The sequence below is a fragment of the Halorubrum sp. Atlit-28R genome, from assembly GCF_003665955.1.
Lineage (GTDB): Archaea > Halobacteriota > Halobacteria > Halobacteriales > Haloferacaceae > Halorubrum > Halorubrum tropicale.
Genome location: NZ_QPLS01000006.1, coordinates 182,873 through 207,223 on the forward strand (window position 1 = coordinate 182,873; position 24,351 = coordinate 207,223).

The following is a 24,351-nucleotide window of genomic DNA, read 5'->3' on the forward strand; positions in this document are numbered from 1 at the left end:
CTCGGCGGGTCACAGCCACAGGTCCAAGTCGGTGGCCTCGTCGTGCGAGCGCTCCAGCGGCTCGGCGAACGCGCGCAGGTGGCACTCGCCCGCCCAGACGGTCGCCGAGTCGAGGTGCCCCGCGAGGGCCTGCCCGCTCGAGCGCGAGAGCACCGCGTGGGTGTGGGCGAACACGTCCCCCTCCAGAAGCGAGACGTTGCCCACGCAGGCGGCCACCTCCAGCGGCTCGTCGAACGTCACCGACCGGTACTCGGTCTCCTCCTGGTCGTAGAACCAGACGTCCGCGTCCTGGACCGCGCCGAGCGCCGTGAACCAGCCGGCCTCAACGTCCTCCTCGCGGGCGAGGGCCTCTATCTCCTCGCGCCAGTCGGCGCCGGTCTCGAACCGCGCGACGTACTCCGCCGTGGGTTCGACCTCGCGATGGTACATAGCGATTCCCCACGGCTGCCGGGGAGAAAAAGGCTTCAGTCGGACTGAGATCGGGGCGGCGTACGAATTTGATATAGCGCCATAAGATTTACTCCGGGATCCGGTTCGATAACCGTATCCCACGGATTCAGCTCCGAGGAGGCCGCTTCCGTGCAAAATCGGCTACTGGCCGGTGGACGGCGATGCGACTCGGGAGTCGGAGAGAAAGGGAGAGAAACCGTCGGTCGAACCGATTCAGAACGGGGCCTGCGGGCCTTCGTCGTCGCCGCCGTCGTCGTCGGTCGTCTCGCCGGGGAAGGAAGGAGACATCCCGCCGCTGCTGGTCCCGCCGAGGTCGCCGTCGGCGCCGGCCGCCGCGCCGGTGTCCGCGTGGACCGTCTCGATCTCGGGGATCTCCTTGACCATCCGGGACTTGATCGCCTGGATCGTCATCGGCGAGATGCCGCAGCCGGAACAGGCGCCGCCGAGCTGGACCGTCACCTCGCCCTTCTCGCGGTCGAGGTGGGCGATGGCGGCGCTCCCGCCGTGCATCTGGATCTGCGGGAAGTTACGCCGCAGGAAGTTCGTGATCCGCTCGCGGAGCTCGTTTTCCGCGTCAGTCGTGTCCGTGCTCATGCCCGCGAGTTGGCGGGCGGCGGGCTTATGCCTTTGGTTCGGCCGGATCCGGGCGCGACGCGGACCCCTCACGGTTGGTCACTCCGGGCGGTCGACGCCCAGCGTCCGGTACAGCTCGGACTCGATCCGCTCGACGTACTCGTCGAGCGTCTCCTCGAACGTCTCGTCGTCGACCGCGACGGCGCCGCGGATGCGCTCGCGGGGGTTCTCCGGGAGTTCGACGCGGAACTCGCCGTCCTCGTAGAACGGCTCCGACTCGTTGAGCACGGTCTGGTCGATGCCGTGGATCAGCTCCGAGTCGTGCCGGTCGTTCATCTGGTTGAACGCGTTCTTGTACGCCCGCTGGAGCTCCTGAAAGTAGTTCGCGTACTTGTCTTCGAACTTCTCCGGGTCGAACTCGTCGGCCATGTCGCGAACGAGGGCCCGGCGGGAAAAAAGGCGGTCGATCGCCGCCGAGACGCCGGTTCGGGCCGGGAAATCGGGCCTGCGGTCGAACGGGAGATTCGGCCGTCGGCGCAGTAGTAAATCACATGTCGCGATATAGAATTCGTTGCGCACGGCGATAGCCGGAAAGCCAGACGTCCGTTACAAGCCGAGGGTTCGGCAGGTGAGAGGGTCGATTCGGGCCGCGTCGGCGAGGAAGAGCCGGAGCTACCGGAACCGCGCTGCGAGACCGAAAAAATCCGACTGCGACGGGGGCGTTACTCGAGGTCGAAGCGGTCGAGCGTCATGACCTCGCTCCAGACCGCGACGAAGTCCTCGACGAACTTCTCCTCGTCGCTGGCGTACACGTCGGCGATGGTGCGGAGCCGCGCGTTCGAGCCGAAGATGAGGTCCGCGCGCGTCGCCTCCCACGCGACCTCGCCGGTGTCGCGGTCGCGGACCTCGTAGACGTCCTCGGCGTCGGTCACCTCGTCCCACTCGTACGCCATGTCGAGCAGGTTCACGAAGAACTCGTTCGTCAGCGTCCCGGGCTCGTCGGTGAACGCCGTGCGGTCGCCGTAGGTCGCGCCGAGCGTTCGCAGCCCGCCGGCCAGCACGGTCATCTCGCTGGCGCTCAGGTTCAGCAGGTCGGCCTTGTCGACCATGAGGTCCTCGACGTCCTCGTCGGTGTCGCCGAGGTAGTTGCGGAACCCGTCGGCCTTCGGCTTGAGCGCCTCGAACGACTCCTCGTCGGTCTGCTCGGCGGTGGCGTCGACGCGACCGGGCTCGAACGGCACCTCGACGTCGTAGCCCGCGTCGGCCGCGGCCTGCTCGACGGCCGCGGTCCCGCCCAGCACGATGAGGTCGGCGAGCGAGACGCGCACGTCGTCGGAGCGCGACTCGTTGAACTCGGCCTGTACGTCTTCGAGCGTCGAGAGGACGTCGGCGAGCCGTTCGGGCTCGTTGGCCTCCCAGCTCCGCTGCGGTTCGAGGCGGATGCGGGCGCCGTTGGCGCCGCCCCGCTTGTCGCTGTCGCGGTAGGTGGACGCCGCCGCCCACGCGGTCTTGACGAGCTCGCCGGTCGAGAGGCCGGAGTCGAGGAGGGCGCCCTTGAGGTCGCCGACCGCCGCGTCGCCGATCGGTTCGTAGTCGGCGTCCGGCAGCGGGTCCTGCCAGATCATCGTCTCCTCCGGGACCTCGGGGCCGAGGAACCGCTCCGGCGGGCCCATGTCACGGTGGATGAGCTTGTACCACGCCTTCGCGAACGTCTCCTGGAACTCGTCGGGGTCGTCGCGGAACTCCTCGAGGACGGCCCGGAAGTCGTCGTCGTGTTTCAGGGCGACGTCCGTCGTGAGCATCATGACGTCCTCCTTGTCGTCGGGGTTCGCGACGCCCGGGGCGGCGTCGTCGAGCTCGTCGTTCTTCGTGGTCCACTGCCACGCGCCGCCGGGACCCTTCTCCGGCTCCCACTCGTACTCGAGCAGGTTGTCGACGTAACTCGTGTCCCAGACGGTCGGAGTGGCGTTCCACGGACCCTCGATGCCGCTCGTGATCGTGTCGGGGCCCATCCCCTCGCCGAACTCGTTGTCCCAGCCGAGGCCCTGGAGGTCGATGGGGGCGTCCTCGGGCTCCGGACCGAGGTTGTCGCCGTCGTCGGCGCCGTGGACCTTCCCGAAGGTGTGGCCGCCGGCGATGAGCGCGACGGTCTCTTTGTCGTTCATCGCCATCCGACTGAACGACTGGCGGATGTTCTTCGCCGAGCCCTCGAGGTCGGGCTCGCCGTTCGGCCCCTCGGGGTTGACGTAGATGAGGCCCATCACGGTGTTCCCGAGCGGGGCCTTGAGGTCGCCGTCCTCGTCGAACCGGTCGGGGGAGGTGGCCTCGAACTCGCTCTCGGGGCCCCAGTCGACGGCGTCGTCGCCGCGGAAGTCGTCCGCGCGGCCGCCCGCGAAGCCGAACGTCTCGAAGCCCATCGACTCCAGCGCGACGTTGCCGGCGAGCACGATGAGGTCGGCCCACGAGAGCTTCTCGCCGTACTTCGTCTTGACCGGCTCCAGCAGCCGCCGGGCCTTGTCGAGGTTCACGTTGTCCGGCCAGCTGCTGATCGGCGGGAGCCGCTGGTGTCCGCCGGCGGCGCCGCCGCGCCCGTCGAGCGAGCGGTACGTGCCGGCGCTGTGCCACGCCATCCGGATGAACAGCGGGCCGTAGTGCCCGTAATCGGCGGGCCACCACTCCTTCGAGTCGGTCATCACGTCTTCGAGGTCGGACTTGACCTCGTCGAGGTCGAGCTCCTCGAACGCCGCCGCGTAGTCGAACTCCTCGTCGTACGGACCGATATCGGCGGCGTTCTGGTCGAGCAGTTCCAGATCCAGCTGATCCGGCCACCACTCTTTGGTGTTACCAGCCATCAAAAAACGGTCGCTCCTCTTCGCAGATAATATTGTCTAATTCTGTGAGGGAAACATCGTTATAACGGAGGGTTTCTATCGAAATAATGAAGTTCTATTTGCGGATCCACGAATTCCCCGTCGGAGACCGTAGCGGCGCTCCGAGGGGTTTACCGCTCGGAGAGGCCCGCTGCCGGCGCATATTTGTCAGAATTTCGGTAATCCGACGGGTGTGAGCGAGAGTAACACGCGAGGGTCCGGCGGTCATCAGTACGCCTCGTCGGGAGACCTCCGCGGGACGGGACCGGGGTCACGCGTGACGGGGAGGGATCGAACGCGGTCAGCGGTTCAGCGTGTGGATCGCTTGCCCACGCGCGTTCTCCGCGGCCTCCATCACCGCCTCCGCGAGCGTCGGATGGGTGTGGACGGTGGCGGCCACGTCCTCGAGGGTGGCGCCCATCTCGACCGCGAGCGCGACCTCGGCGATCAGCTCCGACGCCTCGGGGCCGACGATCTGTCCGCCGAGGACGAACCCGGTCTCCTCGTCGGCGACGATCCGGACGAACCCCTCGGTGTGGCCGGTCGTCATCGCCCGCCCGGAAGCGTTGAACGGCATCTCGCCGACCGCGGGCTCGAAGCCGGCCTCGGCGGCCTCCGCCTCCGTCATCCCGACCGTGCCGATCTCGGGGTCGGTGAACACCGCGGCGGGGACCGCCTGCCTGTCGAGCGCGGCCGGTTCGCCGGCGATCACCTCGGCGGCGACGACCCCCTCGTTGGAGGCCGCGTGCGCGAGCATCGGGTCGCCGGCCACGTCGCCGACGGCGTGGACGTGCTCGACCGCCGTGCGGGTGCGGTCGTCCGTCTCGACGAACCCGCGGTCGTCCGTCTCGATCCCGGCGTTCTCCAGGTCGAGCCCGTCGGTGACGGGCTGGCGACCGACCGCGACGAGGATCTTGTCGACGCCGTACGTCGACTCCTCGCCCTCCTCCGTCTCCGTGCGGAGGAGGTAGCCGCCGTCGGGCGCCTCCGCCCACTCGCTCGCGCCCTCGCCGAAGTTGAAGTCGACGCCGAGCTCCTCGGCGCGCTTGCGGACGACGCGCTTCACGTCGTCCTCGTAGGGGTCGAGGATGTCGTCGAGCATCTCGACGACCGTGACCTCGGCGCCGAGCTTGGCGTACGTCGTCGCCAGCTCCATGCCGATGTAGCCGCCGCCGCCGACGACCCCGAGGCGGTCCGGGACCGTGTCGGCGTCGAGCGCGTCGGCGGAGCTCCAGACGTGGTCCTCGCCGAAGTCGAAGCCGGGGACCTGGATCGGCCGCGACCCGGTGGCGATCACCGCGTGTTCGAACTCCAGCGTCTCCGAGCCCTGCCCGTCGCCGCCGTGCGCGACCCGGACGGTGTTCTCGCCGACGAACGAGGCGACGCCCTCGACCAGGTTCACGCCGTTCGCCTTACAGAGCTTCTCGACGCCGCCCGTGAGCCGGTCGACCACGCCGTCCTTCCACTCGATCATCCTCCCCATATCGACGGCGGGGTCCGCGTGGACGCCCATGAACTCCGCGTTGCCGGCCTCGTGGGCGAGCCCGCTCCCCGTGATCAGCGCCTTCGAGGGGATACAGCCGCGGTTGAGACAGGCGCCGCCGTAGGCGTCCTTCTCGACTAAGGTCGTGTCGAGCCCCTCCTGTGCGGCGCGGATGGCGGCGACGTAGCCGCCCGGCCCCGCGCCGATGACCAGTACCTCCGTTCCCGTGGTGACGTCTCCGACGACCATTATTCGTTGAGTAGCAGCAGGGGGGTTTCTAAGTGTTCCATGACGGTGTTCGCGAACTCGGCCGCGACCGCGCCGTCGACGACCCGGTGGTCGATCGACAGGGAGAGCGGCAGCGTCGGCGCCGGGGCGACCTCGCTTTCGCCGCCGTCGCCCTCGCGGACGACGGGGCGCTCCTCGATGGCGCCGAGCCCGAGGATCGCGGTCTCGGGGTAGTTGATGATCGGCGTGGCGTACTCGCCGCCGATGGCGCCGAAGTTGGTGATCGAGAAGGTGCCGCCCTTCATCTCCGCGGGCTTGAGCTTCCGCTCGCGGGCGCGGGCGGCGAGGTCGTTCACCTCGTCGGCCAGCTCGAAGAGCCCCTTCTCGTCGACGTCCTCGACGACCGGGACCATGAGGCCGGCGTCGGTCGCGACCGCGATCCCGAGGTTGTAGTCGCCTTTCAACACGATCTCCTCGTCGTCCTCGCGGAGCTCGCTGTTGAGGTACGGGTACTCCTTCAGGCCGGCGACGATGGCCTTCATCACGAACGGCATGTAGGTGAGCCTCACGCCCTCGGCCTCGGCCTTCGGCTTCAGCTCCTCGCGGGCCTCGACGAGCGCGTCCACCGCGGCGGTGTCGTGGTGGGTGACGTGCGGCGCCGTGTACTTGGACCGCTCCATCTGCTTCCCGATGGTGCGCCTGACGCCGCGGTAGGGGACGGTCTCGTCGCCCTCGGCGCTCACGGCGGCGTCGGTCGCGGCGGTCGCGTCCGGCGCGGGGTCCGCGTCGACGGTCGCCGGCGCGGTGTCCGCGTCGACGGTCGCCGGCTCCGGCTCGGACGGCGACTCCAGCGCGTCGGCGTACGCGTTCACGGCGTCGACCGTGACGAACGCCTCGCCGTCGCGGGTCTCGTCGGTCGGCACGTCGTCGAGGTCGACGCCGCGCTCGCGCGCGACCTTCCGGGTCGCGGGCGTCGCGAGCGTCGTCTCGCGGCCCGCGGGCTCGGGCGCGCCGGCGGCGGTCGCCGACGCCCCGTCCGAAGAGTCGCCGCGCTTGCTAACCGCGGACTTCCGGCCGGCCGAGCCGGTGTCGGTCGGCGCGGGGCGGGGTTCGGGGCCGTCGTCCGCGCCGCCCGGGTCGGCGGATCCGCCGCCCTCGGCGTGGGCGCGCACGTCGGCCTCGGTCACGCGACCGCCGGGGCCGCTCCCGTCGACCGCACCGACGTCGACGCCAAGCTCGCGGGCGAGCCGGCGGGCGGACGGCGGCGCGAAGGTGCGACCCGAGGGCGTGTCGGGCCCGCTCGTCGTCCCGTCGTCCGCGTCGGCGGTCGCGTCCGGCGCCGGCTCGTCGCCCGCGTCGGCCTCGGGCTCCGGTTCGGCTTCCGCCTCGGCGGTCGCCCCGCCGTCGCCGTCCTCGTCGACCCGGAACGAGATGATCACGTCGCCGACCGGGACCATGTCCCCCTCGTCGACGAACAGCTCCTCGACGGTCCCGTCGTAGCTCGACGGCACCTCGACGAGCGCCTTGTCGGTCTCGACCTCCGCGACGGGCTGGTCCTCCTCGACGCGGTCGCCGGGCGCGACCAGCCAGCTGACGAGTTCGCCCTCCGCAACGCCCTCGCCCACGTCGGGCAGCTTGAACTCCTCGACCGTCACGCGTCGGTCACCTCGGCGTTCATGGGTGTATCTCCGGCGGCCATGTTAAAATTCGACCGCCTCCAGGATGCCGTCCTCGATGCGCGCCGCCGACGGGAGGTAGTAGTCCTCCAGCGCGTACAGCGGGTACGGCACGTCGAACCCGGTGACGCGCCCGATCGGCGCCTCCTGGTACAGCAGCGCCTCCTCTTGGAGGATCGCCGTGATCTCGCCCGCGAGCCCGCCCGTCTTGGGCGCCTCGTGGACGACGACCGCGCGGCCGGTCTTCTCGAACGCCTCGACGATCGCCTCGCGGTCGAGCGGGGAGACCGTCCGGAGGTCGACGACCTCGCACTCGATCCCCTCCTCGCCGAGCGTCTCGGCGGCCTCCAGCGTGGGGCGAGTCATCGCGCCGTAGGTGAACACCGCCACGTCGTCGCCCTCGCGGCGCGTGGCCGCCTCGCCGATGGGGACCGTGTACGGCCCCTCGGGCACCTCCTCGCGGAACGCCCGGTAGATCAGCTTCGGTTCGAGGAAGACCACCGGGTCGGGGTCGCGGATCGACGCCGCGAGCAGGCCCTTCGCCTCGTAGGGCGTCGAGGGTATCACCACCTTCAGCCCCGCCTCGTGGGCGTAGAACGCCTCCTTCGACTCGGAGTGGTGTTCCGGTGCGCGGATGCCGCCGCCGTAGGGCGCCCGGAGCGTCATGGGGAGCGTGAACCGCCCGCGACTGCGGGTGCGGAACCGCGCCATGTGCGAGACGACCTGGTCGAAGCCGGGGTACATGAACCCGGAGAACTGTATCTCCGGGACCGGGCGCATCCCCATCGCCGCCATCCCGACCGCGGTCCCGACGATGCCCGACTCGGCGAGCGGGGTGTCGATCACCCGGTCGCCGCCGAACTCGTCGTAGAGCCCCTCCGTGGCGCGGAAGACGCCGCCGTTCTTCCCGACGTCCTGGCCCATCACGACGACGTCGTCGTCCTCGCGCAGTTCGGTGTGTAGTCCGTCTCGTATCGCCTGTACCAGCGTGAGGTTCTGTGTGTCAGTCATTCAGTCCTCCAGGAACGCCGCGTCACCGCGTTCGTCGCGCAGCGCGGCGAACTCCTCGTACTGCCGCTCCAGTTCGGGCGGGAGCTCCGCGTAGGCGTGCTCGAACAGCTCCCGCGGGTCGGGCCGCGCCATCGACTCCGCCGCGTCGATGGCGTCCGCGACCCGCGTCTCGACCGACGACTCGACCTCGGCCACGCGCTCGTCGTCGAGGACTCCCTCGTCCCGGAGGTACGCCTCCAGTCGGTCGATCGGGTCCTTCCGCTTCCAGCGCTCGACCTCGTCGTCGTCGCGGTAGACCGTCGGGTCGTCGGCGGTCGTGTGCGCGCCGAAGCGGTACTGGACCGCCTCGATGAGCGTCGGCCGCGGGCGGTCGGCGTCGGGGTCGCGCGCCTTCTCCAGGGCCGCTTCCGTGACGCTGTACACCGCGAGCGGGTCCATGCCGTCGACCTGGACGCCGTCGATGCCGTACGCCTCCGCCTTCTGCGCCAGCGTCGCGCTCCTGGTCTGCCGCTCGCGGGGGACGGAGATGGCCCACTGGTTGTTGTTACAGAAGAAGACGGTCGGCGTGTCGAACACGCCGGCGAAGTTGACTCCCTCGTGGAAGTCCCCCTCGCTCGTCGCGCCGTCGCCGAAGTAGCAGATGAACGCGTCCTCCTCGCCGCGGAGCTTCGAGGCCCAGGCGGCGCCCGTCGCGTGGGGCACCTGCGACGCGATGGGGACGGCGACCGGGAAGACGTTGACGTCGTCCGGCGCGCGGTTGCCGTCCTCGTGGCCCATCCAGTAGAGCAGCGTCTGTTTCAGCGGGAGCCCGTGGACCAGGGCGGCGCCGTGTTCGCGGTACGACGGGATCATCCAGTCGTCGTCGGCGAGCGCGTACGCCGAACCGATCTGGGCGCCCTCCTGGCCGGAGAGCGGGGGGTACGTCCCCATCCGGCCCTGCCGTTGGAGGCTCACCGCGCGGCCGTCGAAGTGCCGCGCCAGCCGCATGTGCCTGTACATCTCGACGAGCGACTCGTCGTCGAGGTCGGGGACGTCGCCGACGACCTCGCCGTCCTCGTCGAGGACGCGAACCGTATCGTCGTACGCCCTGTCGAACACGGTCACGGTCGAACCCACCTTCGCATGTCCGATCCGTCCACCGCCCGGGTAATATCGTTTTCGTAAATAATTTAGTATAGTCAGAAATAGCGCCTTCGCACTGAGAAACCGTCCATCGCACTGGAAGAGAATCGGACGTTTCTGAACAAACTTCGGGCCATCCGGCAATATTTTCGCCAAGATGTGCGGTTCGGCGGTCAGTAACGGACGAACAGGAAGGTTTTGGCGCCGGCGGGCGCCGGTCGGAGCGGGACCCGGGCGGCGCGGCGCCGCGGCTCGGCGGGCGAGCGCGGCGAGAGAAGCGCCGGGGCGGACGGTCTCGGTCGGAGCGGAAGGCGGTCCGGGGCGACGTGTGCCCCTATCCGAGTCGGAACGACGGCTCGTCCGACTCGCCGTCGAGGTCCTCTAGGTGGATCACGTCCTCGTCGTCGCCCTCGACCTGCTCCCGGAGGTGGTTGATGTACCGCTTGTGCTCTTCGAGCTGTTCGCGGAGGTGTTCGGCCTCGAGCTCTAGCCGCTCGTGCTCCCGGACGAAGCTCTTCGGCACCTCGACCCGGGGCGGGAAGGCCTCGCCGTCACCGTCCGCGTCGGTCAGCTCGTGTTCCGGGACGACCCGGACCTGACCGTCGTGGGCAACGAGCATGTCCACGTAGTCCCGGAAGACCGCCGACAGCGAGATGTCCCGCTCCTCGGCGATGTCGCGGAGCGCCTCGAACGCATCTTCGTTGACGCGGAACGAGACCGTCTTGTTCTTGTTGCCCATTAGCGGGTCGTAGGTCTCGCTGCGTACTTAACAGTTTGTCAGACGGTCGCACGGCGAGCGGCGCCGTCGGGGCGCCGGGCGGGCGTCCCCCCGGATCAGGGCTGCGGCGCGCTCGCCTCAGGGCTGCGGCGCGCTCGCCTCAGGGCTCCGGTGCGCCGGCCGAGTCGGACCCGTCGGGGGCGTCGCCGAGCGCGGCGTCGTCGCCGGCGAGCTCGTCGCCGCTCTCGTCGAGGTCCTCTAACGCCGACAGCGCGGCGGCCTTGTACGTCTCGGGGTCGAGGTCGTACTCCTCGCGCGCCATGCGCGCGTACTCGTTGCCCTCGTCGTCGAACGCGGCGACGCGCTCGACGGTGCGGCGGGCGGTCTCCGCGACCCAGCGGTCGCGGGTGGCGGCGTCGACCTCGGTGATCGACTCGGGGCGGACGGAGACCCGGACCGTGCCGTCGTCGGTCTCGTAGGTCCGGGGCTTCCCCACGACTGCGACGTAGGCCGGGGGCTCCAGGTCCCGGAGCTTGGAAGCGGCTTCCGGCTGGTACTGGCCGGCGTACACGAAGAACGTGCCCGTCGGGTCGACGATGCGGCCGCGCCAGTACTCGCTGTCCTCGCCGACGTCCTCCTTCTCCGTGAGCGTGCCCACGAAGAACACGCGGTTCGAGGACTCGCCGGTCGGGAGCAGCGCGTAGACGGGGGCGCGCTCGTCGTCGGACTCGGTGAACGTGTAGCCGGCGTCGTTGAACTCGCTCGCGAACACGCGCCGGGCGACCTCTCGGGTGGGTGCTGACCCGCTCATTTCAGATCGACCTCGCTTCGATCAGCGCGCTTTCAACGTCGACCGCGCCGGGGTCCTCCATCTCGTCGACCAGGACGTACCGGCCGAAGGTGGGGCCGGTGACCCGGTAGTAGCGGCCGAGCACGTCCTCGCCCATCTCCTCGGCGACGACGGTGGTGTCGAGCGCGTCCATCGCCATGTCCTTGGCTTCCTCCAGGGTCATGCCGGTGAGCTCCTCGGTGGCCTCGCGGTCGAAGATGACCTCGGTGACCGTCTCGCCGTCGTCTAAGACGCCCTTGATCCGGAGGTCGAACTCGCCTTCGACCTGGCCGTGTTCGGAGCAGCGCCCGTTCTGGAGGACGCGCGTACAGTCCTCCTCGGGGCACCGCTTGATCAGCCCGGAGCCGGACTGGATGTCCACGAGAGCGCCCTCGACGGTGTCGGCGTTGTCGCCGACCTCGATCGCCTCGTCGATCTCGGTGATACCAGTCGTCCGGTTGAGCTTCACCGAGTAGCTCCCCTCGTACTCGTCGGTGACGACGTTCGAGAGCTCGTACGCCTGCCCCTCCGTCAGCTCGGGGAGGTCGGAGGTCTCGAAGGCGACGAACTTGATCGTGCCCGACTCGTCGCCGAGCAGGCCGACCTGCGAGATGGAGTCGCTGCGCGGCTCCCAGAGGTCGACCAGCGTCACGCGTAAGTCGACCCACTGCTCGTCCTCGTCGATGTCGTTGACGAGGACCTCCTCGCTGCCGCCGCGGCCGAGCTCGTCGCGCTCCATGCCGGCGTCTTCGAGGTAGCTGTTGGTGACGCTCCGGCTTGCCTCGTCGAGCGGCACGCGGTACTCGTCGACGAGCGTTTCGAGGCGCTCCTCGACGTCGTCGGGGTCGACGTCGGTGTGGTCCGAGAACTGTTCCGCTATCGCTTCCGCTTCCTGTCGCAGTTCGCTCATGGGGTGTCTCCGCCTCCGGTCTTGTTTTCAGTGGGAGGCGTACGACGGTTGGTTCCAGATGGTATTAAAACGTACGTGACCGCGGTGAAAGTGGAACGAAACGCCCGCCTGAGGGCCGCTACGCGGTGTTCTTTCGATCCGCGGAGATCGGCCGACGGGACGACCTCGCTCGCGTCAGACGCCCGTCAGCCGTGCGCGGGCTTCGTTTCAAGTGGAACTGTCCCACGGTTCAGAGTGACACAAAAGCGGATCCGACGGAGGTGACGAAGCGAAGCGGTGGCGTCGCCGGCGGCTCTGCCGCCGGCTGCAAGAGGCGCGTCGCGCCCCACTGCGTGCCTTCGAGCGCCCGTCGGGCGCGAGGAGCACGCGCGAGGGAGTCGCGAACGCAGTGAGCGACGAGGCTGGGGAGGCGTGAGGTGCGGTCGCTGTGCGGGCGGGACTCGAAGGGGCAGTCGCGAGGCGGGCGCAGGCGACGCAAGCACCGCGGCGAAGGAGCGAGCAGCACGAGCGACTGAGCGAGGCGCACAGCGATCGTGCGCCCGCCTCGCGACTGGGGCTTCAGCGGTCTCCGTGTCGAACGACCGTTTATGAGTAAAACCGTCATCGTACGGTCGAGCGACCGGGGCTTCGGCAGTCTCCATGCCGGTCACGAAGTCATCCGAGTGGGACCGGCCGGTCGAACCCTCAGCGACTCAGTCCGCGTCGGGGAACGGCACCTCGATGAGGTCGCCGTCGTCGGGCAGGAGACACTCGCCGTCGAAGGCCTCGCGGGCGTCCCGGAGGATCGGGCTCGGGTCCGCCGCGTAACGCGAGGAGATGTGGACCAGGGCGAGCCGCTCCGCGTTCGCGCGGTCGGCGATCGACCCCGCCTCGCGGCCGGTCGAGTGGGCCGTGTCGCGGGCGCGGTCGGCCATGTCGTCGGCGAAGGTGGCGTCGTGGATCAGCAGGTCGGCGCCCTCGGCGGCCTCGACGGTCGCCTCTCGCGGGCGCGTGTCCGCGGTGTACGCCAGCTTGCGACCCGGACGCGGCGGGCCGACGACCTGCTCCGGCTCGACGACCGTGCCGTCCTCGGCCTCGACCGCCTCGCCCTCGTGGAGGCGGCCGAACTTCGGGCCGACGGGGACGCCGAGCGCCTCCGCCTTCGGGCGGTCGAACCGGCCGGGTCGGTCGTCCTCCGCTAAGACGTACCCCTGCGAGACGGTCCGGTGTTCCGTCTCGAAGGCGCGGACCGCGTACTCGTCGGTCTCGTAGGCGACCTCGCCGGGGGCGACCGGCTCGATCCGGACCGGGAACGCCGGGTCGTGGCCGACCGCGTGGACGAGGTCGCGGAGGTGGTCGTCGGTCCCCGGCGGGCAGTGGACCGTCAGCGGGTCGGTGCGGTCGTTGAACCCGAGCGTCTGGACGAGGCCGGGGATCCCGAGGACGTGGTCGCCGTGGAGGTGCGAGACGAACACGCGGTCGACGGCGAACCCCGTGCCGCTGCGCATCATCTCGCGCTGGGTGCCCTCGCCGCAGTCGAAGAGGAAGCGGTCGCCCTCGCGGTTGACGAAGACGGCGCTGGCCGCGCGCTCGACGGTCGGGACGGCGCCGCCCGTCCCGAGGAACGTGACGCGAAGAGACATGGCGGGTCATCGGGACGGCGGTTGTAAACCGGTGTCGATGCGGGCGGAGCGGGGAGCGGGCGACCGGGCGCGCCGGCGAATAGCCTCGGTCGCGACCCCGGCCGACACCCACATGTGTCCGGGCCCCCGAGCGCGGCCATGCGAGACCCGATCGCCGCCTTGGTCAGACAGGAGGGGTGGCGCGCGGAGGGCGCGGCCGCCCGCGTCCACTACGAGGGAGGCAGCGACCGATACGCGGTGGAGTTCTACGCCGAGACGCCCCGCGTCCTCTACTGGTCCGTCCCGACCGACGACGAGGGCGAGACGGCGGCGCCGGTCCCCCGCGACGGGGTGCCGGACCCGCTGCGCCGACGCATCCGGGAGGACCTCGACGAGGCCGGGGTCGACCCCGACGTGGAGCGGCGCGAGCTGTGAGGCCGACCCCGGGCCGCGAGGAGCGAGTCCGCGGTGCGGTCGTCGGAGCCGGGACCGGCGCGCGCGACGGTCGCGCTCTCGGATCGGCCGAGGCGTCCGCGCGGTGACCGCGGTCGGCCGGGCGAAATCGCCCGAACGGCCGCGCGCTACCGGCGTTTTCTGCCGATGTATTTCGGTTCGAAGGAAACCTATTTGCCCGCCTGACTGATACGACCGTGTGATGAGTGGCGTCGAATGGGAGGAAGACGATCCCTTCGAGGAGCAGCGGGACAAGATCGAGAATCCGATGAAGCGGCTGTTCGTCGAGTACGGCCGCGACTACGTCCCGCAGGTGACGGTGGGGATCCTCGCGAGCGTCTTCGCGCGGCTGCTCGACCTGCTCCCGCCCCTAATGTTAGGGATCGCTCTCGACGCCATCTTCCGCGGCGAGGCCGCGTTCGACGAGCAGATCCCGCTGGTGCTACTGCCCGACGCGTGGCTCCCGACGACGCAGGTTGACCAGTTCTGGTTCACGATCGCGGTGCTGGTCGGCGCGTTCGCCTTCGGCGCCGGGTTCCACTGGGTCCGGAACTGGGGGTTCAACGCCTTCGCCCAGAACATCCAGCACGACGTCCGGACCGACACGTACGACCAGATGCAGCGGCTCAACATGGACTTCTTCTCGGACAAGCAGACCGGCGAGATGATGTCCATCCTCTCGAACGACGTGAACCGCTTGGAGCGGTTCCTCAACGACGGGATGAACTCCGTGTTCCGGCTGTCCGTGATGGTGATCGGGATCGGCGTCCTCCTGTTCTGGATCAACTGGCAGCTCGCCTTGGTCGCGTTGCTCCCCGTCCCCGTCATCGCCGGGTTCACCTACGTGTTCATCAAGATCATCCAGCCGAAGTACGCCGAGGTGCGGTCGACGGTCGGCAAGATGAACTCCCGGCTGGAGAACAACCTCGGCGGCATCCAGGTGATCAAGGCGGCCAACACCGAGTCCTACGAGTCCGAGCGCGTCGACGACGTCTCCTTCGACTACTTCGACGCCAACTGGGACGCGATCGAGACGCGGATCAAGTTCTTCCCCGGCCTCCGCGTGCTCGCGGGCATCGGCTTCGTCCTCACGTTCGTCGTCGGCGGGCTCTGGGTGTTCCAGGGGCCGCCGGGCCCGTTCACGGGCGAGCTCTCCGAGGGGATGTTCGTCGTGTTCATCCTCTACACTCAGCGGTTCATCTGGCCGATGGCACAGTTCGGCCAGATCATCAACATGTACCAGCGCGCCCGCGCCTCCTCCGCGCGGATCTTCGGGCTGATGGACGAGCCCTCGAAGCTGGAGGAGGACCGCGACGCCGAGGAGCTCGTCGTCGACGACGGCCGCGTCGTGTACGACGACGTCTCCTTCGGCTACGACGACGAGACCATCGTCGAGGACATCGACTTCGCGGTCGAGGGCGGCGAGACGCTCGCCTTGGTCGGCCCGACCGGGGCCGGCAAGTCGACCGTGCTCAAGCTGCTCCTCCGGATGTACGACGTCGACGACGGGGAGATCCGGATCGACGACCAGAACGTCAGCGACGTGACGCTGCGGTCGCTGCGCCGCGCGATCGGCTACGTCGGGCAGTCGTCGTACCTGTTCTACGGCACCGTCCGCGAGAACATCACCTACGGCACGTTCGACGCGACCGACGAGGCGGTCCGCGAGGCGGCCGAGGCTGCCGAGGCCCACGACTTCATCCAGAACCTCCCCGACGGCTACGACACGATGGTCGGCGAGCGCGGCGTGAAGCTCTCCGGCGGCCAGCGCCAGCGGATCACCATCGCCCGCGCCGTGTTGACCGATCCGGACATCCTCGTCCTCGACGAGGCGACCTCCGACGTCGACACGGAGACCGAGATGCTGATCCAGCGCTCGCTCGACCGCCTCACGGAGGACCGGACGACGTTCGCGATCGCCCACCGGCTCTCGACGATCAAGGACGCGGGCACCATCCTCGTTCTGGAGGGCGGGAAGGTCGCCGAGCGCGGCACGCACGACGAGCTGCTCGACAACGACGGGCTGTACGCGCACCTCTGGGGCGTTCAGGCCGGCGAGATCGACGAGCTGCCACAGGAGTTCATCGACCGGGCGCAGGAGCGCACCGCCCGGATCGTCGAGGACGCCGAGAGCGACGACGACTGACCGCGGTCGACTGGAGCGACCCGTCGGCCCGGTCGACCGTCACCGCGGCAGCCGAGTCCACTCGTCGGCGGGCGCCGGGGAGTCGTCGGCGTACCCGAGCGCGTCGAGGACCGCCTCGCGGACCTCCGCGGGGTCGCGGAACTGCGTCTCCTCGCGGCCCTCGAGCAGGCTGTCGAGCCGCTCCGTCGTCGTCTCCGCCTCCAGCGTCGCGGCGCCGTACTGCTCTATCAGCTCCGCCGCCGTCACCGGGTAGCGGTGCTCGCGGAGCGCCCGCTTCAGCGGGCCGAACGTCACGGCGGGGGCCGGCTCGTGCGCCTCCGAGTCGTGGTCCGCGTTGTCACCGCTCATGCGGTCCGGATCCACGGGGAGGGGCATAATACCTCGGGAGCGCCCGCGACACCGGTCTCGCCGCCAAGGGCCACGGCGGCGTCGGCGGTGACCGCCGCCTATACCACGCCGCGCGCCGAGGTGCGGATATGCGCCTCAGCGAGGTCACGTGGACCGACGTCCGCGACGCCGACGTCGACGTCGCGTTCCTCCCGGTCGGCAGCACGGAACAGCACGGGCCGCACGCCCCGCTCGGCACCGACACCCTGAACGCCGTCGCGGTCGCCGAGGCGGGCGCCGACACCTACGAGGCGGCGGCGTCGAGCGAGGCCGCCGCCGCGGAGCGCGGAGGGGTCGCGGTCGCGCCGGCGGTCCCGGTCGGCGTCGCCGAGGAACACCGCGCGTTCGACGGGACGATGTGGGTCTCGCCGGAGACGTTCCGGGCGTACGTCCGGGAGTCCGCCGAGTCGCTGGTCTCGCACGGGGTCGACCGCGTCGTGTTCGTCAACGGCCACGGGGGGAACGTCGAGGCGCTCGCGGAGGTCGCCCGGCGGTTCTCGCGCGACGACGCCCACGCGGGGTACGGCGTCGCGTTCACCTGGTTCGAGGCGGTCGGCGACCACGCGAGCGACATGGGTCACGCCGGGCCGCTGGAGACCGCGCTGCTGCGCGCGACGAACCCCGACTTGGTCCGCGAGGAGCGGGTCGACGAGGCGAACGCGGGCGCCGCCGAGCGGTGGGGCGAGTGGGTCGCCGGGGTGAACCTCGCGCACGACTCCGACGAGTTCACCGACAACGGCGTGGTCGGCGACCCGCGGGCGGGCGACGCGGAGCGCGGGCGGGAGCTGCTCGACCGCGCGAGCGCGTCCCTCGCCGAGCTGGCGGCGGCGGTGGTCGACCGGGAGACCTGAGGAAGCGAGAGGGGCTACTCCTCGTCGGCCGCGTCCTGGAGCGCGCCGCGGATCGCGGGGACGGTGCCGGTGAGGGAGGCCACCTCGTCGGCCGCGCTCTCGATGTCGCCGACGAGCGACTCCAGCTCCTCTATCTCCGCCTTCAGGTCGTCGGCGTCGTCGAACGCGTCGGCCCGCTCGCCGAGGACGTACGCCTTCTTCGCCGAGCGCACGCTGTCGACCGCGTCGCCGGCGTCGAGCGCGGACTTCAGCCCGTTGAGCGCGCCGAGGACGTTGTCCGCGTCCGTCTCCCACACCGAGTCCGGGTCGGGGAGCTGGTCGCGCGCCGCCGCGAGGTGCTCTTCGACCTCCGCGCGGGTCTCCTCGGCCGCCTCGCCGAACAGGTCGTCGTCGTCGAACGTGGACTGAGCCATGTCCGGACCGTCGTGCCCGCACCTTTTAAAAACGCGCCCGAAAGCGGAAGTGAAACCACCGCGGAGGACGGATCCGCCGGCGGATCGGGGGGATCTGGCGTTCAGTTTCGGTCCGGCGGCGGACGGGTCAGAGCCGGACGAGCAGTTCCAGCGCGATCAGCGTCAACAAGAGACCGAGGAGGCCCGCGAGGGCGGCGAGCGTGCGGAGCCGGTCCGACACCGCCTCCGGGTCGGGCGTGGCGGCGAGGAGGGCCGGACGGTCGCGGGGACCCGACTCGCCGTCCGCGTCGCCGTCGGCTTCCGGGGCGGGGCCGCGGTCGGACCGTGGGCTCGACTCCGGCACACACTATCACTCGACACGGAAGACCGTTAAACCGACTATGAGGGGACAATAGCGGTATTGAACGCTCCGGAGCGCAGGCTCAGTTCCAAGGGGCCTCCGCGAAGTCGACGACCCGCTCGCCGCGGTCGAGCCCGTCGATCCGGGCGATCTGCTCGTCGGTCAGGTCGATCTCGCGGGCGGCCCAGTTCTCCTCGACGTGACCGTGGTCGGCCGCCTTCGGGATCGGCGCGACGCGCTCCTTGGAGAGCAGCCACGCGAGGCTCACCTGCGCGGGGGTCGCGTCCTGCGCCGCGGCGACCTCGCGGAGCGCGTCGACGTCGGCGACGCGGTTGCGCGCGATCGGCGAGTAGGCGACGAGCCAGTGACCGTCCTCGACCGCGTACTCGCGGAGCCGCTCCTGTTGGAGCAGGGGGTGACACTCGACCTGGTGGGCGAACACGTCGTGGTCGAGGCGGTCAATCGCCTCGTCCAGTTGGTCCGGCTCGAAGTTCGAGAGCCCGATCCGGTCGATCACGCCGTCGTCGACGAGGTCGTCGAGCGCGGGCAGCGTCTCTTCGGGGTCGTAGCTGTTGATCGGCCAGTGGACGTACAGCAGGTCGATCGAGTCGACGCCGAGCCGGTCCCGGCTGGCGCGGGCGGTCTCGACGGCGTCGTCGTACGAGAGGTTGTCCGTCGAGAGCTTCGTCGCGACGAACAGGTCGTCGCGGTCGATGCCGCTCCGGTCGATCCCGTCGCCGACCGAGGCCTCGTTGTCGTACCCCTGGGCGGTGTCGACGTGGCGGTAGCCGGTCTCGATCGCGTGCGCGACCCCGGCCGCGCACTCCTCGCCGTCCGCCAGCTTGTACGTCCCGTATCCGAGCCTGTCGAAGGCGGTCGCCATGTCTCACCGTGCGGCCGGCGGCGGCCTCAACGTACCGGTCCGGAGCGGGTCGAGAGACCGGCCTCGGTCGGACCGCGTCGCCCGAGTCGCCTCCCCGCGACCGCCGCCGGTCAGTCCCCGTCCGCGACCAGGTCCTCGTAGCGCGCGCCGGTCTGTTTCAGCGTCTCGGTCGAGTAGAGCCGCTCGTGGGCGAACGGGAGGTGGTCGGCCGCCAGCTCGTCGATCTTCGCGTCGACCGCCTCGGCCTCGCGGCCGTGGATCATGGTGAACATGTTGTACGGCCAGTCCCGGTCGGGGCGGCGCGGTCGGTGGTAACAGAGGGTGACGTACGGGAGGCTGCCGACCGCCTCGCCGCGCTCGTCGAGCTCGTCGTCCGGCACGTCCCAGACCACCATACAGTTGTTCGTGAACCCGGTGACGACGTGGTTGACGATACAGCCGACGCGCTTGATACAGCCGTCGGCGAGCAGGCGCTCGACCGCGGCGAGCACGTCGTCGACGGGGGCACCGATCTCCGCCGCCACGTCCTCGTAGGGGGTCGCGGACAGCGGAAAGCCGTCCTGGATCGCCAAGAGGAGGTCGGCGTCGAGCGCGGAGAGGTCGCCGCGCGCGTCCTCGGAGATGCGGGTGGCGGACACGTCGGTCTCGTCGAGGGACTCGCGCGCGAACCGGTCGGCGTTGACGACGGGGAACTCCAGGTCGATGTAGTAGTCAGTGAGCATCGGCAGGGCGAGGACCTCGCAGCCGGTCCGTTCCTCGATCTCGTCGAGGATCTCGTCGCGTCGCTCCCGCGAGCCGGCGGTGACGACGAACCACTGGTTCCACTCGTGGTCGCGGCGGTAGTTGTGGTTCACCTGCCGGTAGCCGTTGATGACCTCGGCGACCTCGTCGAAGCGGTCCTCGGGAGCGCGCACCGCCGCCAGCGTTGAGGAACCGATGACCGGCGGGTTGAGAACCGCGCCGAACCGGCGGAACACGCCGCGCTCGCGGAGGTCGCGGACGCGCCGGAGGATCTCGTCGGCGTCGACCGCGGCGCCCGTCTCGGCCGCTATCTCGTCGGCGACCCGCTCGAACGGGCGCTCCGCGACGGGGAAGCCGCTCTGGTACTCGTCGATGAGGGCCGCGTCGACGGCGTCGACGTCGGCCCGCCAGTCGGCGTCCAGACTCATTACCTCGAATAGGGGGCGGGCGTACGTACGGGTTTCGGAGGGCGTCGAGCGTCAAGCGTCAGCGCGTCGAGCGTCAGCGAGACGGGTGTCGATGCTGACGAGCGCGCGTCAGTCGTCGGCGGGGGGCTCGCCGGGCGTCGCCGCGAACGCCCGGGCGCTCTCCTCCAGCTGCGCCGTCGAGCAGCCGCCGACGGTCGCGGCCTGTTCGAGCGTCAGCGTGCGGGACCGGTACAGCGTGAGCGCGGTGGCGACGGATTTGGACGTCATCGGGTACAGCCGGCCAGTAGATGGACAAACATATAACTCTAACGCTGATTAGGCCCTGATACAGAATTAGAAAAGCGCAGAACAACCGAAACGTATTACATTTCTTTGTATAAACAGACATCCATACGGTTATTGTTTGCGAACAACTACCACGATTCCCGAGAGAGCGACCCGGTCGGCCGGGCCCGGCGCTCGCGCGCGATGCGAGGGACGGGCGGGCGCGCGTCGCCTGCGGTGGCGTTCCAAAGGGACGGTCCCGACCCGACGCGTTCCCGACGCGCGGGAGTCGAACGGGGGACTTTTCGTCCGAGAACCCGAACGATGCGTATGGCTCAGGCGACTCAGGAGTTCGGCGACTGGCCCCTCAAGCGGCTGATGACCGAGGTCTGCGGCTCCGGCCACAAGTCGGCCGACGACCTGACGCGCGCGCAGGCGACCGAGGCGTTCGAGCGCATCCTCGCGGACGAGCCGGACCCGACGACGCTCGGGGCGTTCTGGCTCTCCAACCGCTGGAAGCGGAACACGCCCGAGGAGCTCGGCGCGTACGTCGACGTGATGTGCGACCGCGTCGAGTACGCCGAGCCCGACGCCGACCCCGTCGACTGCGGCGCCAACTACGACGGGAAGGGCCGGACCGCGATCTTAGGCGTCGCCGCGGGCGCCGTCGCGGCCGCCGCCGGCACCCCGGTCGTCGTCCACTCCGGCGACCGCGTGCCGACCCAGAAGCAGGACGCGTACAAGCACGTCTTAGACGAACTGGGCGTCCACACCGAGCTGACGCCCTCGGACTCCGCCGACATGGTCGACGAGACCGGCTTCGGCTTCTACTACCAGCCCGCGTTCAACCCCGCCATCGACGACCTGTTCGACCGGCGCGACCAGATGGGCGTCCGGACGTTCGTCAACACCGTCGAGACGCTGGCGAACCCCGCCGGCGCCTCCGTCCACCTCGGCTCCTTCTACCACCTCGCGTTCGCGAAGAAGGTGGTCGACACGTTCGTGGAAAGCGAGTTCCACGACCTCGACCGCGTCCTGATGTTCCAGGGCATGGAGGGGTACGACGACGTGCGCCCGGGTTACACGAAGGTCGCCGAGTGGGACGCCGCGGGCGACGACGGCGACGAGACCGGAAGCGAGGGCGCCTCCTTCGACGACTTCGAGATCGAGACCGCGGAGTACGGGATGGACCTCGAGGAGGAGGACCTCGCGGTCGACGACGTGGCCGCCGACTCGGCGGCGGTCACGGAAGAAGTGCTGGCCGGCGAGCGCGACGGCGCCTTCGCCGACGCGGTCGCGGTCAACGCCGCGCTCCGGATCTACGCCGGCGGCGACGCCGACTCCATCGAGGACGGCCTCGACGCGGCCCGCGAGGTCATCGACGACGGGAGCGCCTACGACGTGCTCGACGCCCTGCGCGAGTTCTGACCGCCGGGCCCGTCGGCGGCGCGTCGCGCGGAGCGATCGACGGTCGCGGGGAGAGCGGCGGCGCGACGGGACCGCGTCGCCGTCCCGCCCGCTAACCCCCTTCTCGGCCCGCGTTTTTCGCCCGTGTTCCGGCTTCGGTCCCCCAATTTGGGCCTGATTTGGGACGGAGTTTGAAAAGCGCTCTTGAGGTCGGGGCACCAAGTGAACGTGTACCGAATATGACCCGCGATACCATTCACCGCCATGCCGACCTGTGAACACTGCGAGGCGCACGTCTCCGAGCGGTTCGTCCAGGTCTTCGGGGACGACCGGAGACGGGTACACGCGTGCCCGAACTGCTCGGCGAACGCCGGGATCGCCGAGGTGGCGAAGGAACGGGCGCAGAACGCCTGACCCCCGCTGACCGCTCCGGCTCGCCGTCCCGCACGGTCCTCCCGACCCCGGCGGCTCCCCGCCGCTTCGACCCCTCTTACCGCTCTGAGCCCTCTTATCGCTCTGAGCCCTCTTACCGCTCTGAGCCCTCTTATCGCTCTGAGCCCTCTTATCGCTCCGGCGCCGGCGGCATCGCCCGCTTGTGGGCGCTGCGCTCGTGGAGGTCGACCACGCGGTCGACGGCCGCCTCGGGCACGTCGAGTTCGCGGACCGTCGCCGCCCGGGACAGCCCGCCGTCGACGTGGACCGCGAGGATCGCGTCGACGGTGTCGTAGTCGAGTCCCATCTCCTCGGCGTCGGTCTGCCCCTCCCACATCCCCGCGGTCGGCTCCTGCATCACCAGTTCGCGGGGGACCCCGACGTGCGCGGCCAGCTGGCGCACCTGCTGTTTGTAGAGATTGCCGATGGGGTTACAGTCGACCGCCTGGTCGCCGTACTTCGTGTAGTAGCCGGTCATCGCCTCCGCGCGGTTCCCGGTCCCGAGGACGACGCGGTCCTCGGCGTTGGCGACGAAGTAGTTCAGCACGGCGCGGGTGCGGACGTAGACGTTGCCCGCGGCCGTGCGGTCGTCGGCCGCGTCGGGGACGGCGTCGAAGACGGCCTCCGCGATCGGCTGGATCTCGACCACGTCGTACTCGATGCCGAGGTCCGCGGCGACCCGCTCGGCGTCGCTCATCACGTCCGGGTCGTTGACCGCGGAGGGCATCGTGAGCCCGTGGAGGCCCTCCTCGCCGAGCGCCTCGACCGCGAGGTACGCGGTGAGCGTGGAGTCGATACCGCCCGAGAGGCCGAGGACCGCGCCCGTCGCGCCCGCGTCGTCGACCACGTCGCGGATGAACGAGACGATCCGCTCGCGGGTCGCCGCAAGCTCCGACTCCGAGAGGCGGAGGTCGAGCGGGGGGTCGTCCGACAGCAGCACCGACTGCTCCGAGGTCTGGCTCATGACAGAGTACAGGGGCCGAGGCGACTAATACCTCCCCGTCGGCGCCCGAAACTGGACGCGCGTCGGGTTCTGCGCCGGTTCGCGGCGGCGGTCGGGCACCGACGGGTCGCGGTCCGGCGGCGGGCGCCTACAGCAGTCCCTCGCGCTCGGCGAGCAGGAGCCCCTCAAGGGTCGCGTCGTTCGTCGGCGGCTCCCGCGCGGTCGCCAGCGCCTCCTCGACCGGGACCGACCGCGGGGCGAGGAACTCGTTGCTGTCGTGGTCGACGTCGACCGGCTCCAGCCCCTCGGCGAACACGTAGCCGCGCCGGTGGCGCAGCACGCCCGTCGAACACCACACCTCCTGGAGCAGCGAGGTCGACGACGGCTCGAAGCCGGTCTCCTCGGCGAGCTCTCGGGCCCCGGCCTCGGTGTACGACTCGCCGGCCTCGACGACCCCCGCCGGGAGCTCCAGCTGCGTGTTCCGCACGGTGGGGCGGTACTGCTCGACGAACAGCACGCGGTCGTCGGCGACCGCGACGACGACGGTCGCGGGCGACAGCTCCGCCCAGTAGTACTTCTTCTCCGTCCCGTCGGGCTGTTCGACGCGGTCGTAGCCGCCGACGAACCACCCCTCGTCGTACTCGACCGCGACCTCTCTGACGGGCCACTCCGGCTCGCCCGGCAGCGAGTGGTTGCGGCCGTCGGAGAACGCGGGGAGGTCGCGGAGGTCGGCCGCCGGCGCGTCGGCGGGGGCGTCGCCCGCGTGCCCGCCGCGGTCGCCCGTCACGGTCGGACCACCTCGGCGTGGTACACCTCGCCGTCGCGGCGCACCCGCACGCCGCCCTCGGTCGCGGCGCCGGGCACCTGTTGGGTGAGCGCGTCCACCTCGTCGAACGGCGTGTGCGTGAACCACTCCTTCACGCCGTACGGGCCGGTCTGGTAGCCCTTCGACCGACCGTCGTCGCTCTCTATCGCGCCGATCAGGTACGGGTACCGGCGGTCGGAGACGTTGTTCACGTCGGCCGCGGTGCCGTTCGTCTCGATCGGTTCGACCGTGAGGTAGTAGGGGTCGCCGCTGCCGAGGTAGCTGGGGAGCGCGCCGAGCGCGAGCAGCGCGACGACGACCAGCGCGATGGCGACGACGACGTTCCGGGTGACCCGGCGCATGGTCGGGGTAGGTACCCGCGGGGAA

The 24,351-nt window shown here is 70.1% G+C and carries 26 protein-coding genes; 5 read left to right on the forward strand and 21 right to left on the reverse strand.

Going from position 1 to position 24,351, the window contains the following annotated elements:
- Positions 1-9: 9 nt before the first annotated feature.
- The 12 genes from DVK06_RS11530 to rnz all read right to left on the reverse strand — a co-directional run bounded on the left by DVK06_RS11530 (position 10) and on the right by rnz (position 13,492).
- Entirely contained in the window at positions 10-429 is a 420-nt protein-coding gene (locus DVK06_RS11530) for a PPC domain-containing DNA-binding protein (RefSeq protein WP_121600358.1), read from the reverse strand.
- 234 nt (positions 430-663) lie between these two features.
- A complete protein-coding gene (locus DVK06_RS11535; RefSeq protein WP_053770136.1) occupies positions 664-1,044 on the reverse strand; it encodes an iron-sulfur cluster biogenesis protein NfuA in 381 nt (126 codons plus the stop codon).
- Between the two features lie 78 nt (positions 1,045-1,122).
- A complete protein-coding gene (locus tag DVK06_RS11540; RefSeq protein WP_053770137.1) occupies positions 1,123-1,452 on the reverse strand; it encodes a DUF5783 family protein in 330 nt (109 codons plus the stop codon).
- 293 nt (positions 1,453-1,745) lie between these two features.
- Entirely contained in the window at positions 1,746-3,875 is a 2,130-nt protein-coding gene (katG, locus tag DVK06_RS11545) for a catalase/peroxidase HPI (RefSeq protein ID WP_121600359.1), read from the reverse strand.
- A 319-nt stretch (positions 3,876-4,194) separates the two neighbouring features.
- Positions 4,195-5,625: a dihydrolipoyl dehydrogenase gene (lpdA, locus tag DVK06_RS11550; RefSeq protein ID WP_121600360.1), complete on the reverse strand. Its 1,431-nt coding sequence runs from the start codon at positions 5,623-5,625 to the stop codon at positions 4,195-4,197.
- Entirely contained in the window at positions 5,625-7,259 is a 1,635-nt protein-coding gene (locus tag DVK06_RS11555) for a 2-oxo acid dehydrogenase subunit E2 (RefSeq protein ID WP_121600361.1), read from the reverse strand. Before DVK06_RS11555 ends, lpdA begins: the two co-directional genes overlap by 1 nt.
- Positions 7,260-7,304: 45 nt before the next feature.
- Positions 7,305-8,291 carry an alpha-ketoacid dehydrogenase subunit beta gene (locus DVK06_RS11560; RefSeq protein WP_121600362.1) on the reverse strand — a complete coding sequence of 329 codons (987 nt, stop codon included), beginning with the start codon at positions 8,289-8,291 and terminating at the stop codon, positions 7,305-7,307.
- Positions 8,292-9,395: a pyruvate dehydrogenase (acetyl-transferring) E1 component subunit alpha gene (pdhA, locus tag DVK06_RS11565; protein WP_121600406.1), complete on the reverse strand. Its 1,104-nt coding sequence runs from the start codon at positions 9,393-9,395 to the stop codon at positions 8,292-8,294.
- Between the two features lie 352 nt (positions 9,396-9,747).
- On the reverse strand, positions 9,748-10,152 hold the full coding sequence (locus DVK06_RS11570; RefSeq protein WP_053770142.1) for a CopG family transcriptional regulator: 405 nt from the start codon (positions 10,150-10,152) through the stop codon (positions 9,748-9,750).
- 139 nt (positions 10,153-10,291) lie between these two features.
- Positions 10,292-10,942 (reverse strand): RPA family protein, encoded by a 651-nt coding sequence (locus DVK06_RS11575; RefSeq protein WP_121600363.1) that lies wholly within the window; start codon positions 10,940-10,942, stop codon positions 10,292-10,294.
- A gap of 1 nt (position 10,943) precedes the next feature.
- Complete coding sequence (locus DVK06_RS11580; RefSeq protein ID WP_053770144.1) at positions 10,944-11,870, reverse strand: replication factor A; 927 nt, start codon at positions 11,868-11,870, stop codon at positions 10,944-10,946.
- 692 nt (positions 11,871-12,562) lie between these two features.
- Complete coding sequence (rnz, locus tag DVK06_RS11585) at positions 12,563-13,492, reverse strand: ribonuclease Z (protein ID WP_121600364.1); 930 nt, start codon at positions 13,490-13,492, stop codon at positions 12,563-12,565.
- 138 nt (positions 13,493-13,630) lie between these two features.
- Here rnz and DVK06_RS11590 point away from each other — a divergent pair, with 138 nt between their 5' ends.
- Complete coding sequence (locus DVK06_RS11590) at positions 13,631-13,906, forward strand: hypothetical protein (protein ID WP_053770146.1); 276 nt, start codon at positions 13,631-13,633, stop codon at positions 13,904-13,906.
- Positions 13,907-14,126: 220 nt separating this feature from the next.
- Positions 14,127-16,070: an ABC transporter ATP-binding protein gene (locus DVK06_RS11595; protein WP_121600365.1), complete on the forward strand. Its 1,944-nt coding sequence runs from the start codon at positions 14,127-14,129 to the stop codon at positions 16,068-16,070.
- A gap of 39 nt (positions 16,071-16,109) precedes the next feature.
- On the opposite strand, the gene DVK06_RS11600 is transcribed toward DVK06_RS11595, so the two are convergent.
- Positions 16,110-16,445, reverse strand: coding sequence for a hypothetical protein (locus tag DVK06_RS11600; RefSeq protein WP_199718646.1), 336 nt, complete (start codon positions 16,443-16,445; stop codon positions 16,110-16,112).
- A 101-nt stretch (positions 16,446-16,546) separates the two neighbouring features.
- On the opposite strand from DVK06_RS11600, the gene DVK06_RS11605 reads away from it, so the two are divergent.
- Entirely contained in the window at positions 16,547-17,308 is a 762-nt protein-coding gene (locus DVK06_RS11605) for a creatininase family protein (protein WP_121600366.1), read from the forward strand.
- Between the two features lie 14 nt (positions 17,309-17,322).
- Here the strand turns inward: DVK06_RS11605 and DVK06_RS11610 are convergent, their stop codons facing one another.
- The 5 genes from DVK06_RS11610 to DVK06_RS18985 all read right to left on the reverse strand — a co-directional run bounded on the left by DVK06_RS11610 (position 17,323) and on the right by DVK06_RS18985 (position 20,380).
- Positions 17,323-17,721 carry a DUF5790 family protein gene (locus DVK06_RS11610; RefSeq protein ID WP_121600367.1) on the reverse strand — a complete coding sequence of 133 codons (399 nt, stop codon included), beginning with the start codon at positions 17,719-17,721 and terminating at the stop codon, positions 17,323-17,325.
- Between the two features lie 127 nt (positions 17,722-17,848).
- Positions 17,849-18,064: a hypothetical protein gene (locus DVK06_RS11615; RefSeq protein WP_053770151.1), complete on the reverse strand. Its 216-nt coding sequence runs from the start codon at positions 18,062-18,064 to the stop codon at positions 17,849-17,851.
- A 79-nt stretch (positions 18,065-18,143) separates the two neighbouring features.
- The gene (locus DVK06_RS11620; RefSeq protein WP_121600368.1) at positions 18,144-18,944 is read right to left on the reverse strand and encodes an aldo/keto reductase; all 801 of its coding nucleotides are present in this window, start codon (positions 18,942-18,944) and stop codon (positions 18,144-18,146) included.
- A gap of 110 nt (positions 18,945-19,054) precedes the next feature.
- Positions 19,055-20,113 carry an Lrp/AsnC family transcriptional regulator gene (locus DVK06_RS11625; RefSeq protein ID WP_053770155.1) on the reverse strand — a complete coding sequence of 353 codons (1,059 nt, stop codon included), beginning with the start codon at positions 20,111-20,113 and terminating at the stop codon, positions 19,055-19,057.
- A 108-nt stretch (positions 20,114-20,221) separates the two neighbouring features.
- A complete protein-coding gene (locus DVK06_RS18985) occupies positions 20,222-20,380 on the reverse strand; it encodes a hypothetical protein (protein WP_167551882.1) in 159 nt (52 codons plus the stop codon).
- A gap of 327 nt (positions 20,381-20,707) precedes the next feature.
- On the opposite strand from DVK06_RS18985, the gene DVK06_RS11630 reads away from it, so the two are divergent.
- On the forward strand, positions 20,708-21,805 hold the full coding sequence (locus DVK06_RS11630; RefSeq protein WP_121600369.1) for an anthranilate phosphoribosyltransferase: 1,098 nt from the start codon (positions 20,708-20,710) through the stop codon (positions 21,803-21,805).
- 243 nt (positions 21,806-22,048) lie between these two features.
- Positions 22,049-22,198 carry a hypothetical protein gene (locus tag DVK06_RS18990; protein WP_167551883.1) on the forward strand — a complete coding sequence of 50 codons (150 nt, stop codon included), beginning with the start codon at positions 22,049-22,051 and terminating at the stop codon, positions 22,196-22,198.
- 148 nt (positions 22,199-22,346) lie between these two features.
- On the opposite strand, the gene DVK06_RS11635 is transcribed toward DVK06_RS18990, so the two are convergent.
- From DVK06_RS11635 to DVK06_RS11645, 3 genes are all read right to left on the reverse strand, one after another.
- The gene (locus DVK06_RS11635) at positions 22,347-23,180 is read right to left on the reverse strand and encodes an NAD+ synthase (protein WP_053770157.1); all 834 of its coding nucleotides are present in this window, start codon (positions 23,178-23,180) and stop codon (positions 22,347-22,349) included.
- 127 nt (positions 23,181-23,307) lie between these two features.
- A complete protein-coding gene (locus DVK06_RS11640) occupies positions 23,308-23,946 on the reverse strand; it encodes an NUDIX hydrolase (protein WP_121600370.1) in 639 nt (212 codons plus the stop codon).
- Complete coding sequence (locus DVK06_RS11645; RefSeq protein ID WP_053770159.1) at positions 23,943-24,326, reverse strand: hypothetical protein; 384 nt, start codon at positions 24,324-24,326, stop codon at positions 23,943-23,945. The genes DVK06_RS11640 and DVK06_RS11645 overlap by 4 nt, the downstream gene beginning before the upstream one ends.
- Positions 24,327-24,351 lie beyond the last annotated feature (25 nt).